Here is a 14929-nt window from a genome sequence, read left to right on the forward strand (position 1 = left end):
ATCGCGCTGAGGGCTTTTACGGGGGGGAAGGTTACGGCAGGACTTGCTTGAACGGCTTGACGATCACGTTGGCATAGACGCCGGCGGCGATGTAAGGATCGGCATCGGCCCAGGCTTGCGCCGCGCTCAGGGAGTCGAATTCGGCAACGATCAGGCTGCCGCTGAAACCCGCTGCGCCCGGATCATTGCTGTCGACCGCCGGGTGCGGGCCGGCCAGCACGATGCGGCCTTCGCCCTTGAGCACTTGCAGGCGTTCAAGGTGTGCCGGGCGCGCAGCGAGGCGGGCTTCCAGGGAGTTGGCGACGTCGGTGGCAATGATGGCGTAGAGCATGTCAGTCCTCGGTTTTTGGCGTTGTGGTATCGGCGTCGTGCAGGTGACGGGACAGGTAAATGCCCTGACCGACCAGGAACAGCACGGTCATGCCCAGGCTGCCGAACACCTTGAAGTCCACCCAGATGCTCTGGAAGGTGAAGGCGACGAACAGGTTGGCGGCCCCGCAGAACAGGAAAAAGGCGATCCAGGCGATGTTCAGTCGGGTCCAGACCGGATCCGGCAGGGTCAGTGCGTGGCCCATGATGCGCTTGATCAGCAGGCGGTCACCGATGAAATGGCTGCCGATGAAGGCCAGGGCGAACAGCCAGTTGACCACCGGGGCTTTCCATTTCAGGAAGGTTTCGCTGTGAAAGGCCAGTGTCAGGCTGCCGAACACCAGGCAGGCAATCAGGGTCAGCCACTGGCTCTTCTCCAGCTTGCGCTGCTTGATGAAGAGCGCGCCGTACACCACCAGGGAGCTGATGATCAGCATGGCGGTGGCACTGTAAATGCCGCCTACCGTCAGTTCATGGCCGGCAACGTCGACGGTGCGTGGATCGAGTTTGTAGACGATGAAGAACAGCAGAAGCGGGATGAAATCGATGAATTGTTTCACAGTGAGAGCCAGAAGCTGGATGTGGCGGCATAATAACAAACATATGGGCGCGCGATAGCGCCAGCTGATTTGAGGTTACACATCCCCGTGAATGTCGATTTGCACTGCCACAGCACGGCCTCCGATGGCGCCCTGGCGCCTGCGGCACTGGTTGCGCGTGCGTTCGAGAACGGCGTGCGAGTCCTGTCCCTGACCGATCATGACACCCTCGAAGGCCTTGCCGAAGCGCGCACGGCCGCCGAGGCGCTGGGCATGCAACTGGTCAACGGCGTCGAATTGTCCTGCACTTGGGGCGGGGCGACCATTCACGTGCTCGGTTACGGTTTCGACGTCAACGCCGCGCCGTTGGTCGAGGCGATCGCCAATCTGCACGATGGTCGCTGGCTGCGGTCTGAGGAAATAAGCCGCAAGCTCGCCCTCAAGGGTATGCCGAATGCCCTCGACGGCGCGCGGCAGATCCAGCAGGAGCTGGGCGACAGCGGCAACGCGCCGGCCCGCCCGCATTTCGCCGACTGGATGGTGCGTGAAGGTTTTGTAAAGGATCGCGCCGAAGCGTTTCGCAAATGGCTCGGCGCCGGCAAGCTGGGAGACGTCAAGCAGCACTGGCCGACCCTGGAAGACACCGTCGGCACGCTGCGCGCCGCCGGCGCATGGGTCAGCCTGGCGCATCCATGGCACTACGATTTCACCCGCAGCAAGCGCCGAAAGCTGATTGCCGACTATATTCAAGCGGGCGGGCAGGCGATCGAAGTGGTCAATGGTCATCAACCTGCGGAACAGGTGGGCAGCCTGGCAATCCTTGCCCGAGAGTTCGGTCTGCTGGTCAGCGCCGGCAGTGATTTCCATGGCCCTGGTGGCTGGTCCGAGATCGGCCAGTACCGGCCGGTGCCGGAGGACCTTCCACCCCTGTGGTGTCGGTTCAAACATGACCCAGTTATTGCCGCCGTCTGAACAGGTAGAGAATGTGAGTCAATTTTTCCAGATTCATCCGGAAAACCCGCAAGCGCGCCTGATCAAACAGGCCGTCGAGATCATCCGCAAGGGTGGAGTTGTGGTCTATCCCACCGACTCTTCCTACGCAATCGGTTGCCAGATCGGTGACAAGAACGCCATCGAGCGCGTTCGTCGCCTGCGTCAACTCGACGAAAAGCACAACTTCGCGCTGATCTGCAGCGACCTGTCGCAACTGGGCAATTACGCCAAGATCGACACCGGGACCTTTCGAATCCTCAAAGCCCACTTGCCGGGCCCGTACACCTTCATTCTCAACGCCACCCGCGAAGTACCGCGGCTGCTGCTGCATCCGAAGAAGCGCACCATCGGTCTTCGGGTGCCGAGCCATCCCATCGCGCTGGCGCTGCTGGCCGAACTGGGCGAGCCGCTGATGAGCGTGACCCTGATCATGCCGGGCGATGAAGACCCGTTGAGCGATCCGTACGAAATGCGCCAGGTGCTCGAGCATCAGGTGGACCTGATCATCGACGGCGGATCCGGCGGCATCAAGGCCTCCACCGTGATCGACCTGACCGGAGATGATCCGGAAGTGATCCGCGTCGGTTGCGGCGACCCGGCTCCATTCATGGTCGAGGCCTGAATGTCCGCAGTGGAAACCGTTGATCCCCAGGCCGGTGCCCAGCAAGAACTGCCGTTTGCCATGGTCTATGGCCAGGCCGTCACGGAAATGCCGCTGGACCTGTACATCCCGCCGGACGCCCTGGAAGTCTTCCTCGAAGCCTTCGAAGGCCCCCTCGACCTGCTGCTGTACCTGATCCGCAAACAGAACATCAACATCCTCGACATCCCGGTGGCGGAAATCACCCGCCAGTACATGGGTTATGTCGAGCTGATGCAGTCGGTGCGCCTGGAACTGGCCGCCGAGTATCTGGTGATGGCCGCGATGCTGGCCGAGATCAAGTCGCGGATGCTGCTGCCCCGGGCCGAAACCGTCGAGGACGAAGAGGACGACCCGCGCGCCGAACTGATCCGCCGTCTGCAGGAGTACGAACGGTTCAAGGCCGCTGCCGAGGGCATCGATGGCCTGAGTCGGGTCGGCCGCGATGTGATCGTGCCCAAGCTCGACGCCCCGGAAGCCCGCGCGCGCAAGCTGTTGCCGGACGTGGCGCTGGAAGAAATCCTGATGTCCATGGCCGAAGTGCTACGCCGCGGCGACATGTTCGAAAGCCATCAGGTCAGCCGCGAGGCGCTGTCCACCCGCGAGCGCATGAGCGACGTGCTGGAGCGGCTCAAGGGCGGCGGGTTTGTGCCGTTCATCGAGCTGTTCACCGCCGAAGAGGGCAAGCTCGGCGTGGTGGTGACCTTCATGGCCATCCTTGAACTGGTCAAGGAATCCCTGATCGAGCTGGTGCAGAATGAGCCGTTCGCCGCGATCCACGTGCGAGCCCGAGCCGAATAACGAGTCCCGATATGAACCTGACTGAACCCCGCGAGCTGGCGTCCCTGCTTGAAGCCTTTCTGTTGGCCTCGGGAAAGCCGCAATCCCTCGAGCGCCTGTATGAACTGTTCGAAGAAGGCGAACGCCCGGAGCCACCGGTCTTCAAGAAAGCCCTGACCCTGCTTGGCAAATCCTGCGAGGGCCGGGCGTTCGAGCTCAAGGAAGTCGCTTCCGGCTATCGTCTGCAAATCCGCGAAAAGTTCGCGCCGTGGGTCGGTCGTTTGTGGGAAGAGCGCCCGCAGCGCTATTCCCGGGCGCTGCTGGAAACCATGGCGCTGATCGCCTATCGCCAGCCGATCACCCGGGGCGAGATCGAGGATGTGCGGGGCGTGGCGGTCAACACCAACATCGTCAAGACGCTGATGGAACGTGAGTGGATCCGCATCGTCGGTTACCGCGACGTGCCGGGCAAACCCGCGATGTTCGCCACCACCAAGGCGTTTCTCGACCACTTCAACCTGAAGAACCTTGACGACCTGCCGCCGCTGGCCGAGTTGCGCGAAATCGAGGCAGATCCGGTGCTCGACTTCGACGACGCTCCGGTGCCGCCGGGCTTGCAGGAGCTGGCCGACGCCAGCGCCGAGCCGGAGGAGGCGAAGGAGGAAACCAGTTTCCACACCTTGCTGCTGGAACTGGACAGCATGGAGGAGGGGATCAAGACCGACTTCGACGACTTGCTGCGTGACGGGGCGGGCGGTGAATCGATGCCGACCGGGGTTGAGTCCGATCCGCTCGAGCCGCCGGTTGAGGGTGAGTTCGAAACTGAATTCGAGCCTGAACCTGAGTTTGAGCCTGAATTTGAGCCCGAGCAGGAAGACGATGTGCTCGGCGTGGCCGAAGCCCGGGAAAAACTGCTCGCTGCCGTCGCCCGGCTGGAACAGCCCGCGCCGGAACCCGCCGCTGAGGAAGAACTGAGCGAAGAAGAAGCCGAAGCCCGCGCCCTGGCCGAAGCCATCGAAGCCGAACGCCGCGAGTTCGAGGATTGAGCATGAGCTCGACCAAAGACCCGTGCATCAGCGTCTGCAAGTTCAGCGACGACATCTGTCTGGGCTGCGGCCGCAGCAAGCGCGAGATACGGGCCTGGAAGAAACTCGACAAGGACGACAAGCGCACTGTGCTGGCCGAAGCCGCGCTGCGTCTGATCAAGCTCGGGGCCACCGGTCGGCGGAAAAAGAAATAACCTTGCCCTGATCGACTAGTCTCTGATGCGCGCGCGGCCACATCCGCGTATGATTCGCGACCCTTCGGCGATCCCTTCGCCCGAAAACCCAGATTTCAACGTTTCAGCGGCTCAATTCAGCGCCGCTGAACAGACCACACCGGGAGGTGCCCAGATGAGTGACATCAATCAGAAAGACGACCAGGAAATCGGCCCAGCAGGCGAAAAGCTGCAGAAAGTCCTCGCCCGTATCGGCGTCGGCTCGCGCCGTGACGTCGAATCCTGGATCGCTGCCGGCCGGATCAAGGTCAATGGCAAAGACGCCACTTTGGGCCTGCGTGTCGACATGCACGATGCAATCACCATTGATGGCAAGGTCATCAAGCGCGAAGAAGCCGCCGAGTCGGTTCGCCGCGTGATCATGTACAACAAGCCCGATGGCGAGATCTGCACCCGTGACGACCCGGAAGGCCGTCCGACCGTGTTCGACAAGCTGCCGCGTCCGAAAGAAGGCCGCTGGATCAACATCGGTCGTCTCGACATCAACACCACCGGTCTGCTGATGTTCACTACCGACGGTGAACTGGCCAACCGCCTAATGCACCCGTCCTACGAGATGGACCGTGAATACGCGGTGCGTGTCCGCGGTGAAGTCGATGACGAAATGATCGAGCGCCTGAAGGCCGGCGTCGTGCTGGAAGACGGCCCGGCGCGTTTCACCGACATCCAACAGGCACCGGGTGGCGAAGGCTTCAACCACTGGTATCACTGCGTGGTGATGGAAGGCCGTAACCGTGAAGTACGTCGCCTTTGGGAATCCCAGGGCCTGGTGGTCAGCCGCCTGAAGCGCGTGCGTTTCGGTCCGGTGTTCCTCAACTCCGACCTGCCGATGGGCCGCTGGCGCGAAATGAGCCAGTACGAAGTTGACGTGCTGAGCGCCGAAGTCGGCCTGACTCCGGTGGCCATGCCGCAACTGAATGCCAAGAGCAAAGACAAGCTCGACCGCATGCAGCGCAAGTCGTCGCGTCCGATGGCCCGTACCGAGCGTGTGCGCACCCTGCGTCCGGCCAACGGTGCACCGATTGGTGCCGGTCCGCGTCCGGTTCGCGAGCCGCAGATCGAAGGCGAGCGTCCAGGTCGCAAGCCGGCAACGCGTCCGGATGGCGAGCGTGGGCCACGCAGTCCGCGTCCGGCCAATGGCCGTACCGAGCGTGGCGAAGGTCGTGGTACGCCGGTGGCGGATCGTCCAGTCGACACCAAGCGCCCGGCCAAACCGGCGCCGAAGCGCCCGGGCATCAAGCTGGCCGACGATGACAAGCCGTCGGGCAAGCGCCGTGGCGCACCAGCCGGTTCCGGCCAGCGTCCGGGGTTTGGTCGCAAGAAGCCGGAATAAGACGGTTGTAAGCTTCAAGCTTCAAGCTTCAAGCTGAAAACAGAAACGCCAACCTCAGGGTTGGCGTTTTTTTTTGGACTTTTTATTTCTTTTTTCGGGTGTGTTTTTCTTGTTTTAAAACAAAAAAACTTAACGCCTTTCAAATAGTTAGCCAGCTAACGTCAATTGCCGGACCCTTCTTCGATGGGTCTGGAGTGGAAATTTTACGTTACGCGCTGTCAGCGAATATTTACGAAAAAGCCCTCGCCGTCCCATGAATCGAGTGGCTTTGCCCGGCTGTAAGGAAAATCTGCCGGAGCCAGGCCCGACGGGCCTTGCGCAGCGCTCTGGCGCGCTTGTTTCAGCGTCGTTTGAAAGGTGAGATGCGTCCCATGCCTGTCGTGCAGGTGCATAACAAGAAGGAGGCGCAATGAACGCCGATATCCATTTTCACTTCTCCACGTGGGACGGATTTTCCATCGTCCACGCCGATGGCCTGCAAAGGCCTGACTCAATTTTTGCAGCCGCCCGGGCCTCCCGGGGTGGACACATGCAATCCCGGCAACCGACACGCTGATCCGGCGAGGTCTGGCAGCAGGGGGTTAGCGGTGTACAATGCGCCGCGTTTTAACTGTGACCCTCTGCGTAATCGCGCAAACCTCAAGGTTTATCCGCCTTGTTCACTCCGCCGCGTCACAAGCGTGTCGGGTTCGATTTCGTCACAGATAAAAACAAACAGGTGACGCATGACCGTTGTAAAAAAGCTGAATTCCTGGTGCCTGCGCTGGGGTTTGATCAGGGTTGGCTGAAATCGCAACCTTGCAGCAACGTCTACTGAACATCATCAAACCTTGCGTGAGACCTTTTTCATGAGTGGACAAAACTCGCAATCAGGCGAGCTGAAACGCGGCCTGAAAAATCGCCACATTCAACTGATCGCCCTCGGTGGCGCGATCGGTACCGGATTGTTCCTCGGTTCGGCCGGGGTGCTGAAATCCGCCGGCCCGTCGATGATCCTCGGCTATGCCATCTGCGGCTTCATCGCCTTCATGATCATGCGCCAGCTGGGCGAAATGATCGTCGAAGAGCCGGTGGCCGGATCCTTCAGCCACTTTGCGCACAAATACTGGGGCGGTTTCGCCGGCTTCCTGTCGGGCTGGAACTGCTGGATCCTGTACATCCTGGTGGGCATGTCGGAGCTGACCGCGGTCGGCAAATACATCCACTACTGGGCGCCGGAGATCCCGAGTTGGGTCACTGCCGCGGCGTTCTTCGTGCTGATCAATGCGATCAACCTGGCCAACGTCAAAGTCTTCGGTGAAGCCGAATTCTGGTTCGCGATCATCAAGGTCGTGGCGATCGTCGGCATGATCGCCCTGGGCAGCTACCTGCTGGTCAGCGGCCATGGCGGCCCGCAGGCTTCGGTCAGCAACCTGTGGTCCCACGGTGGTTTCTTCCCGAACGGCGTCAGCGGTCTGGTGATGGCCATGGCGATCATAATGTTCTCCTTTGGCGGTCTGGAAATGCTCGGTTTCACCGCAGCCGAAGCCGACAAACCGAAAACCGTGATCCCGAAAGCGATCAACCAGGTGATCTACCGGATCCTGATTTTCTACATCGGCGCACTGGTGATCCTGTTGTCGCTGACTCCGTGGGACAGTCTGCTGGAAACCCTCAACGCTTCCGGCGATTCCTACAGCGGCAGCCCGTTCGTGCAGGTGTTCTCGATGCTCGGCAGTAACACCGCTGCGCACATCCTCAACTTCGTGGTCCTGACCGCGGCATTGTCGGTGTACAACAGCGGCACCTACTGCAACAGCCGCATGCTGCTGGGCATGGCCGAGCAGGGCGATGCGCCGAAAGCGCTGGCGAAGATCGACAAGCGCGGCGTGCCGGTGCGTTCGATCCTGGCCTCGGCGGCCGTGACTCTGGTGGCCGTGCTGCTCAACTACCTGATCCCGCAACATGCGCTGGAACTGCTGATGTCGCTGGTGGTTGCAACGCTGGTGATCAACTGGGCGATGATCAGCTTCTCGCACTTCAAGTTCCGCCAACACATGAACAAGACCCACCAGAAGCCGCTGTTCAAGGCGCTGTGGTACCCGTACGGCAATTACATCTGCCTGGCGTTCGTCCTGTTCATCCTCGGCGTGATGCTGCTGATCCCGGGCATCCAGATCTCGGTGTACGCGATTCCGGTGTGGGTGGTGTTCATGTGGGTCTGCTACGTGATCAAGAACAAGCGTGGTGCGCAGCAGGCACTGCACGCAGCGAGCGCAGCCAAATAAGCGTCGTTGCAAAAACAACAAACCCGGCCAAGTGCCGGGTTTTTTGTGCTTTCGCGGTATCCTGCGGGTTCTGAATACGGACGCTTTTCCATGCTGGTGATTTCAAACAACGTGCATCTGCCGGATGCCGAGATCGAACTGACGTACATCCGCGCCCAGGGCGCCGGTGGGCAGAACGTCAACAAGGTCTCCAGCGCCGTGCACCTGCGCTTCGACATTCCGGCCTCGTCCTTGCCCGAGTTCTACAAGGAGCGGCTGCTGGCGCTGCGCGACAGTCGCATCACCGGCGACGGCGTGCTGATCATCAAGGCCCAGCAGTACCGCACGCAGGAACAGAACCGCGCCGATGCACTGGAGCGTCTGACCGAGTTGATCCTCAGCGCCACCAAGGTCGAGAAGAAGCGGCGGCCGACCAAGCCGACGCTGGGCTCAAAGAAGCGTCGACTCGAATCGAAGACCAAGCGCGGCAGCATCAAGGCCGGGCGGGGCAAGGTGGATTTCTAGTCTTCGCGGTACTTCGCCGTGTGGCGGTACAGATAGACGCTCAATGCCAGACCGCTCAGCGCGGCGAGGGCGGCGAACAGGAAGATCGAGGCAAATCCGAAGCCCGCTGCAATCGCCCCTGCCAGCGGCCCGGTGATACCCAGCGACAAGTCGATGAACAACGAATACGCCCCGACCGCCGCACCACGGCTCGAGGCCGGCACCAGGTTCACGGCTTCCACGCCGAGCGCCGGGAACACCAGCGAGAAACCGAAACCGCTCAATGCCGCGCCGGCCAGTGCCCAGTGCGCGTCCGGCGCCAGCCACAGCAACAGCAGGCCCAACGTTTCCACCGACAGGCAGGCAATCGCCACACGAAAGCCGCCGAGGCGGTTGATCAGGTTGCCGAACAGCAGTCGCGCACCGATGAAGCTGGCGCCGAACAGGCTCAGGCACAGCACCGCCTTATCCCAATGCTGCGTGGCGTAATACAGGGTGATGAAGGTGGCGATGGTGCCGAAACCGATCGAGCCCAGCGCCAGTCCGCAGCCATGCGGGAAGACGCGCCCGAGAACGTGCATGAACGGCAGACGCTCACCAGCCACAATCGGCGCGGCGGTTTTCGGCCAGGCCAGCAGCAATCCCAGGCTGGCGAGCAGCAGAATGCTTACGCCCATGCTCCACAGACCGAAACGGCTGACCAGCCATACCCCGAGCGGCGCACCGACCGCCAGCGCACCGTAACTGGCGATGCCGTTCCACGAGATGACTTTGGCGGTGTTGGCGGCGCCGACGCGGCCGATGCCCCAGCCGATCGAGCCTGAGCCGACCAGACTTTCCGCGCTGCCCAGCACCAGACGGCCGACGAACAGGCTGATCAGGCTCAGTAGCGGCAGGTTGGGGGTCCACGCCGAAATCAGCATGAACACCCCGCTCAAACCACAGCCGACCAGACCGATCATCACCGCACGCTTGCTGCCCTGGTTGTCGATGATCTTGCCGGCATACGGACGGCTGAGCAGGGTGGCCAGGTATTGCACGCTGATCACCAGCCCGGCGATGACCGCGCCGAAGCCCAGGTCGCTGTGCACATAACCTGGCAGCACCGCCAATGGAATGCCGATGTTCAGGTAGCCGATGAAGGTGAACAGGACGATGGAAACGACTTGCAGCGTGACCGCCAGGGGGCGCTGGGGTTCTGGCATAGAGGACGACATGAATTACGATCCACGGGAAGAGCAGAATAGATAGGCTGCTCATGATACCGATGCGGACGCGTCCGGGGCGGGGAAAAGTAAAACTATTTGGCCGGGGCGACCAATTGCGTGGTGACCAGGGCGGCCAGCGCGTTTTCTTCGCTGCCGAAACGGGCGAGCAGGGCGGCCTGTTTCTCGGGCGAGAGACGGCTCCAGATCTCGATCATCTTCTCGGTGGTACCGATCAGGATCTCGGCCTGTTGTTCATCGAATTCTTTGGACATGGCAGCTCAGGTTTCAGGCAGTGTGGAAAGCGCATGTTAGCGCTTTCCACACGGTCTGTACGGCGGGTGTTGCTTACTCTTCGCTGTCGGCCGGACGGCTCTCGGCGGCTTCTTTCGGCTCGGGCTGTTGGGCACCGGCTTGTTGCGTGGTCGTCTGCTCAGTTTCGTGCAGGCTTGGGAAGGGGAGATTCGGAATCTCGTGCATGGTTGCGCTCCTCGCTAAGTCTGTTGATAGATCTGGTAGATCCGCGCTTTCAGAAAGCTTGCGCAGGATACAGCAAGAAAAATGACAATCAGACTTTTAAATCCATTTGGTTCGACGGGCGGGATTGTCTAGACAAGTGCGACAGGGTGACGCAGGGCAAATGTGGGAGCGGCGGTGTGCCCGCCACCCCTGACATTTGTTTATTTGCAGACGTTGGCGATCGCTTCGGCCAGCAGGTCGAGACGCGTTGCATCAATCCCCGCAATGTTGGCACGGCCCGAGCTGACCATGTACACGCTGTGATGCTCGCGCAGGTTTTTCACCTGTTCCGGCGACAGGCCGGTGTAGGAGAACATCCCGCGCTGCACGCCAATGTGCGCAAAACGCTCACGCAGACCGTGCGGTTCCAGCGCTTCCACCAAGCCGCTGCGCAACTGGGCGATGCGCAGACGCATGGCTTCCACTTCGTCGGCCCAGCGGCGTTTCAGCTCCGGGTCGGCAAGGATTGTGGCGACCACTGCCGCGCCGTGATCCGGTGGCGTCGACCACAGGTTGCGAGCGATGTGCGCCAACTGGCTGCGGATGTCGATCAGCTTGTCAGCAGTTTTCGCGCTGACAATCAACGCACCGGTGCGATCGCGGTACAGGCCGAAATTCTTCGAGCAGGAACTGGTGATCAGCAGCTCGGGCAACTCGGCGGCGAACAGCCGGGTCGACCATGCATCCTGCTCCAGACCGTCGCCAAAGCCCTGGTAGGCAAAGTCGATCAGCGGCAGCAAGTCACGGCGGCGTACCACCTCCAGCACTCGCTGCCAGTCGTCGTGGCTCAGGTCGAAACCGGTCGGGTTGTGGCAGCACGCGTGCAGCAGTACCACATCACCTTTCGGCACTTCGTTGAGCACGGCAAGCATGGCATCGACGTCGAGGCGGTTGTCGCTGCCAACATACGGGTAATGGCTGATCTTGACCCCGGCGGCCGCGAAAATCGTTTCGTGGATCGGCCAGGTCGGGTTGCTCAGCCAGACGCCCTTGCCCGGCAGGCATTGGGCGATGAAATCCGCTGCCAGACGCAGCGCGCCGGTGCCGCCCGGTGTCTGGGTGGCGCCGGCGCGTTGCTCGGCGATCAGCTTCGAGTCGGCACCAAGCACCAGCTCATTGATGACCTTGCCGAACAGCGGATTGCCGTGGCCACCGATGTAGGTCTTGGTGTCCTGGCTCTCAACCAGCCGAGCCTCGGCGATTTTCACCGCTTCGGGGATCGGCGTCAGGCTCTGGGCATCCTTGTAGACGCCCACGCCGAGGTCGAACTTGCGCGGGTTGGGGTCCTGCGCATAGGCCTCCATCAAGCCGAGGATCGGGTCGCCGGGCACCCGGCCGATGGCGTCGAAGTGCATTACTTGCGTCCTTCTGCGGTCTTGGCCACTTCGTCAGTGCGCGCGGCCATGATGAAGTCGTTGCGGTGCAGGCCCTTGATCGAGTGGCTCCACCAGGTCACGGTGACCTTGCCCCACTCGGTCAGCAGGCCCGGGTGGTGACCTTCGGCCTCGGAGATCTCGCCGACGGCGTTGGTGAAGGCCAGCGCGTGCTTGAAATTCTTGAACAGGAAGACTTTTTCCAGCTGCATGATGCTGTCGCGGACTTCGATGTTCCAGTCAGGAATCTGCTTGATCAGGATCGGCAGTTCTTCATCGCTGACTTGTGGGGCATCGGCACGGCACGCTTCGCAATGGGCTTGGTTCAAAGTGGACATGGTTTGATTCCTGAGATCGGATGTCTTTTTTATAAGAGCTGTTACGGTCGTCAATGTCGTCACGCTAAACCAAAGCCGCGACGACTTACAGAGTCACTTGTAAGTAAAAGCCACGGTTCACGCAGCTTTTGGTTTCGGCGGAAATTTCGGTGCGTGCAGACCCAGCTGCATGCCTTGCTTGACCATGGTCATGATGTCTTCGTGGGCCAGGTCGAACAGGCGCTTGAGGTTCGGCAGGACAAAATACAGCGGTTGCAGGATGTCGATGCGGTATGGCGTGCGCATCGCCTCCAGCGGATCGAAGGCCTGATGCTCGGGCTCATCCGACAGCGAGTAAACAGTTTCTTTCGGCGAAGACAGGATGCCGCCGCCGTAGATACGTTTGCCTTGCGGGGTGTCGACCAGGCCGAACTCGATGGTCATCCAGTACAGCCGCGCCAGATAAACGCGTTCTTCCTTGGTCGCTTGCAGGCCGAGTTTGCCGTAGGTGTGGGTGAATTCGGCAAACCACGGGTTGGTCAGCAGCGGACAGTGGCCAAAGATCTCGTGGAAAATGTCCGGCTCTTGCAGGTAGTCCAGTTCTTCACGGGTGCGAATGAACGTGGCCACCGGAAACTGCTTGCTGGCGAGCAATTCGAAAAAGGTCTGGAACGGGATCAGCGCGGGAACGCGGGCAACCTGCCAACCGGTGGTCTCGCCGAGCACCTTGTTGATCTCGCCCAGTTGCGGAATGCGGTCGTGGGGCAGACCGAGTTTTTCGATACCGTCCAGGTATTCCTGGCACGCACGCCCTTCAATCACTTTCATCTGGCGGGTGATCAGCGTGTTCCACACCGCGTGTTCTTCGGCGGGGTAGTCGATAAAACCTTGCGCATCGGGCTCGCGGGCCACGTATTGCGTCTGCTTCATACTGCTCTCCTGCGAGGGGAATTTCGTTCTTGTTATGTCCTGCGATGGACTGAGAAATACCCCGGAATGTTCGTTGTTGCAGCAGGTTGAAGACCGGTCGAGTAGGAAAAGTCTCTTTAATTCGTAAAATTTTCGTTACGCTTCGTGCGATAAGTCGTGTTTGCGGTGACTGTCGGGTTTGAAAAGGCCGATGGCTGTCACATAATCTTGACGACTATCTTGCACGACGCGCAGAAAATTCCGGCGTCAGACCACCTCTTCACCTGTTTCGGGCCTTTATATGCGTATCAAAGTCCACTGCCAGAATCGCATCGGCATCCTGCGCGACATTCTCAATCTGCTGGTGGAGTACGGGATCAACGTCGCCCGTGGCGAGGTGGGCGGTGAGCATGGCAACGCGATCTACCTGCATTGCCCGAACCTGATCAACATTCAGTTCCAGGCGCTGCGACCCAAGTTCGAGGCGATTGCCGGGGTGTTCGGCGTCAAGCGGGTAGGGCTGATGCCCAGCGAGCGGCGGCACATGGAGTTGAATGCGTTGCTCGGCGCGCTGGAATTTCCGGTGCTGTCGATCGACATGGGTGGCTCCATCGTGGCGGCCAACCGTGCGGCGGCGCAGTTGCTCGGGGTGCGGGTGGACGAGGTGCCGGGGATTCCGTTGTCGCGTTACGCCGAAGATTTCGACCTGCCGGAACTGGTGCGCGCCAACAAATCGCGAATCAACGGCATGCGGGTCAAGGTCAAGGGCGACATCTTTCTGGCCGACATCGCGCCGTTGCAATCGGAGCACGACGACAGCGAGGCCATGGCCGGCGCCGTGCTGACCCTGCACCGGGCGGACCGCGTCGGCGAACGCATCTATAACGTGCGCAAGCAGGAACTGCGTGGCTTCGACAGCATCTTCCAGAGCTCGAAAGTGATGGCGGCGGTGGTGCGCGAAGCGCGACGCATGGCACCGCTGGATGCGCCGTTGTTGATTGAAGGCGAAACCGGCACCGGCAAGGAATTGCTGGCGCGGGCCTGTCACCTGGCGAGCCCGCGCGGCCAGTCGCCGTTGATGGCGCTCAACTGCGCCGGGCTGCCGGAGTCGATGGCCGAGACCGAACTGTTCGGCTACGGCCCCGGTGCCTTTGAAGGCGCGCGGGCCGAAGGCAAACTCGGGTTGCTGGAGCTGACGGCAGGCGGTACGTTGTTTCTCGACGGCGTCGGCGAAATGAGCCCGCGCTTGCAGGTGAAATTGCTGCGTTTCCTGCAGGACGGTTGCTTCCGGCGGGTGGGCAGTGATGAAGAGGTTTACCTCGACGTGCGGGTGATCTGCGCAACCCAGGTCGACCTGTCGGAGCTGTGCGCGCGCGGCGAGTTTCGCCAGGATCTGTATCACCGCTTGAACGTGCTGTCGCTGCACATCCCGCCACTGCGCGAATGCCTCGACGGTTTGACGCCGCTGGTGGAGCACTTCCTCGATCAGGCCAGTCGGCAGATCGGCTGCCCGCTGCCGAAACTGGCGCCGGCGGCGATGGACCGGCTCAGTCACTACCATTGGCCGGGCAACGTGCGGCAGTTGGAGAACGTGCTGTTCCAGGCGGTTTCGCTGTGCGACGGCGGCACGGTCAAGGCCGAGCACATTCGCCTGCCGGATTACGGCGTGCGTCAGCCGCTTGGCGATTTCTCCCTCGAAGGCGGGCTGGACGAGATTGTCGGGCGCTTCGAGAAAGCGGTGCTGGAGCGCTTGTATTCCGAGCATCCGAGCAGTCGGCAGCTGGGCAAGCGGCTGGGGGTTTCGCACACTACGATTGCCAACAAGCTGCGTGAGTATGAAGTCGGCAAGGACGCGTCCGAATGATCACGGCCGGATCGGGTGTTTGCCGCCAAGCGGCATGACACCGCCGGTTTTTCGTCTTC

General features: G+C 61.1%; 17 protein-coding genes. 9 read left to right on the plus strand and 8 right to left on the minus strand.

Going from position 1 to position 14929, the window contains the following annotated elements:
- Positions 1-31: 31 nt before the first annotated feature.
- Positions 32-331, minus strand: coding sequence for a YciI family protein (locus QRN46_RS28050; protein WP_011333002.1), 300 nt, complete (start codon positions 329-331; stop codon positions 32-34).
- A 1-nt stretch (position 332) separates the two neighbouring features.
- A complete protein-coding gene (locus QRN46_RS28055; RefSeq protein ID WP_011333003.1) occupies positions 333-929 on the minus strand; it encodes a septation protein A in 597 nt (198 codons plus the stop codon).
- Positions 930-1016: 87 nt separating this feature from the next.
- Here QRN46_RS28055 and QRN46_RS28060 point away from each other — a divergent pair, with 87 nt between their 5' ends.
- From QRN46_RS28060 to arfB, 8 genes are all read left to right on the plus strand, one after another.
- Positions 1017-1880 (plus strand): PHP domain-containing protein, encoded by an 864-nt coding sequence (locus QRN46_RS28060; protein ID WP_011333004.1) that lies wholly within the window; start codon positions 1017-1019, stop codon positions 1878-1880.
- Positions 1881-1893: 13 nt separating this feature from the next.
- Entirely contained in the window at positions 1894-2523 is a 630-nt protein-coding gene (locus QRN46_RS28065; protein ID WP_201819419.1) for an L-threonylcarbamoyladenylate synthase, read from the plus strand.
- Positions 2524-3342 carry a segregation and condensation protein A gene (locus QRN46_RS28070; protein WP_011333006.1) on the plus strand — a complete coding sequence of 273 codons (819 nt, stop codon included), beginning with the start codon at positions 2524-2526 and terminating at the stop codon, positions 3340-3342.
- 11 nt (positions 3343-3353) lie between these two features.
- The gene (scpB, locus tag QRN46_RS28075; protein ID WP_011333007.1) at positions 3354-4367 is read left to right on the plus strand and encodes an SMC-Scp complex subunit ScpB; all 1014 of its coding nucleotides are present in this window, start codon (positions 3354-3356) and stop codon (positions 4365-4367) included.
- 2 nt (positions 4368-4369) lie between these two features.
- Positions 4370-4561: a DUF1289 domain-containing protein gene (locus QRN46_RS28080; RefSeq protein ID WP_007958358.1), complete on the plus strand. Its 192-nt coding sequence runs from the start codon at positions 4370-4372 to the stop codon at positions 4559-4561.
- A gap of 154 nt (positions 4562-4715) precedes the next feature.
- Complete coding sequence (gene rluB / locus QRN46_RS28085) at positions 4716-5933, plus strand: 23S rRNA pseudouridine(2605) synthase RluB (RefSeq protein ID WP_201819417.1); 1218 nt, start codon at positions 4716-4718, stop codon at positions 5931-5933.
- An 848-nt stretch (positions 5934-6781) separates the two neighbouring features.
- Positions 6782-8200 (plus strand): amino acid permease, encoded by a 1419-nt coding sequence (locus QRN46_RS28090; protein ID WP_064378594.1) that lies wholly within the window; start codon positions 6782-6784, stop codon positions 8198-8200.
- 90 nt (positions 8201-8290) lie between these two features.
- Positions 8291-8704, plus strand: coding sequence for an alternative ribosome rescue aminoacyl-tRNA hydrolase ArfB (gene arfB, locus QRN46_RS28095; RefSeq protein ID WP_011333010.1), 414 nt, complete (start codon positions 8291-8293; stop codon positions 8702-8704).
- Here arfB and QRN46_RS28100 read toward each other — a convergent pair.
- The 6 genes from QRN46_RS28100 to phhA form a co-directional block, all read right to left on the minus strand.
- Positions 8701-9888 carry an MFS transporter gene (locus tag QRN46_RS28100; RefSeq protein WP_285358693.1) on the minus strand — a complete coding sequence of 396 codons (1188 nt, stop codon included), beginning with the start codon at positions 9886-9888 and terminating at the stop codon, positions 8701-8703. The two genes, arfB and QRN46_RS28100, sit on opposite strands and share 4 nt — an antisense overlap.
- 95 nt (positions 9889-9983) lie before the next feature.
- Complete coding sequence (locus QRN46_RS28105; RefSeq protein WP_085747137.1) at positions 9984-10163, minus strand: hypothetical protein; 180 nt, start codon at positions 10161-10163, stop codon at positions 9984-9986.
- Positions 10164-10236: 73 nt separating this feature from the next.
- Positions 10237-10368 (minus strand): hypothetical protein, encoded by a 132-nt coding sequence (locus tag QRN46_RS28110; RefSeq protein WP_007958347.1) that lies wholly within the window; start codon positions 10366-10368, stop codon positions 10237-10239.
- 200 nt (positions 10369-10568) lie between these two features.
- Positions 10569-11762, minus strand: coding sequence for an amino acid aminotransferase (locus tag QRN46_RS28115; protein ID WP_221615208.1), 1194 nt, complete (start codon positions 11760-11762; stop codon positions 10569-10571).
- Positions 11762-12118: a 4a-hydroxytetrahydrobiopterin dehydratase gene (locus tag QRN46_RS28120; protein WP_003222798.1), complete on the minus strand. Its 357-nt coding sequence runs from the start codon at positions 12116-12118 to the stop codon at positions 11762-11764. The genes QRN46_RS28115 and QRN46_RS28120 overlap by 1 nt, the downstream gene beginning before the upstream one ends.
- Before the next feature lie 117 nt (positions 12119-12235).
- Positions 12236-13027 (minus strand): phenylalanine 4-monooxygenase, encoded by a 792-nt coding sequence (gene phhA / locus QRN46_RS28125; protein ID WP_221615209.1) that lies wholly within the window; start codon positions 13025-13027, stop codon positions 12236-12238.
- A gap of 280 nt (positions 13028-13307) precedes the next feature.
- Here phhA and QRN46_RS28130 point away from each other — a divergent pair, with 280 nt between their 5' ends.
- Positions 13308-14870: a sigma-54-dependent phenylalanine hydroxylase transcriptional regulator PhhR gene (locus tag QRN46_RS28130; protein WP_011333015.1), complete on the plus strand. Its 1563-nt coding sequence runs from the start codon at positions 13308-13310 to the stop codon at positions 14868-14870.
- Positions 14871-14929: the final 59 nt, after the last annotated feature.

Origin of the sequence: Pseudomonas sp. lyk4-R2A-10 (genome assembly GCF_030209075.1) — a bacterium.
Taxonomy (GTDB): Bacteria; Pseudomonadota; Gammaproteobacteria; order Pseudomonadales; family Pseudomonadaceae; genus Aquipseudomonas; species Aquipseudomonas glycinae.

Excerpts from the sequence above, each read along its gene's own strand:
- QRN46_RS28050 (WP_011333002.1), bottom strand. The coding sequence starts at position 331 with ATGCTCTACGCCATCATTGCCACCGACGTCGCCAACTCCCTGGAAGCC.
- QRN46_RS28070 (WP_011333006.1), top strand. The coding sequence starts at position 2,524 with ATGTCCGCAGTGGAAACCGTTGATCCCCAGGCCGGTGCCCAGCAAGAA.
- scpB (WP_011333007.1), top strand. The coding sequence starts at position 3,354 with ATGAACCTGACTGAACCCCGCGAGCTGGCGTCCCTGCTTGAAGCCTTT.
- QRN46_RS28080 (WP_007958358.1), top strand. The coding sequence starts at position 4,370 with ATGAGCTCGACCAAAGACCCGTGCATCAGCGTCTGCAAGTTCAGCGAC.
- rluB (WP_201819417.1), top strand. The coding sequence starts at position 4,716 with ATGAGTGACATCAATCAGAAAGACGACCAGGAAATCGGCCCAGCAGGC.
- QRN46_RS28090 (WP_064378594.1), top strand. The coding sequence starts at position 6,782 with ATGAGTGGACAAAACTCGCAATCAGGCGAGCTGAAACGCGGCCTGAAA.
- arfB (WP_011333010.1), top strand. The coding sequence starts at position 8,291 with ATGCTGGTGATTTCAAACAACGTGCATCTGCCGGATGCCGAGATCGAA.
- QRN46_RS28100 (WP_285358693.1), bottom strand. The coding sequence starts at position 9,888 with ATGCCAGAACCCCAGCGCCCCCTGGCGGTCACGCTGCAAGTCGTTTCC.
- QRN46_RS28105 (WP_085747137.1), bottom strand. The coding sequence starts at position 10,163 with ATGTCCAAAGAATTCGATGAACAACAGGCCGAGATCCTGATCGGTACC.
- QRN46_RS28110 (WP_007958347.1), bottom strand. The coding sequence starts at position 10,368 with ATGCACGAGATTCCGAATCTCCCCTTCCCAAGCCTGCACGAAACTGAG.
- QRN46_RS28115 (WP_221615208.1), bottom strand. The coding sequence starts at position 11,762 with ATGCACTTCGACGCCATCGGCCGGGTGCCCGGCGACCCGATCCTCGGC.
- QRN46_RS28120 (WP_003222798.1), bottom strand. The coding sequence starts at position 12,118 with ATGTCCACTTTGAACCAAGCCCATTGCGAAGCGTGCCGTGCCGATGCC.
- phhA (WP_221615209.1), bottom strand. The coding sequence starts at position 13,027 with ATGAAGCAGACGCAATACGTGGCCCGCGAGCCCGATGCGCAAGGTTTT.
- QRN46_RS28130 (WP_011333015.1), top strand. The coding sequence starts at position 13,308 with ATGCGTATCAAAGTCCACTGCCAGAATCGCATCGGCATCCTGCGCGAC.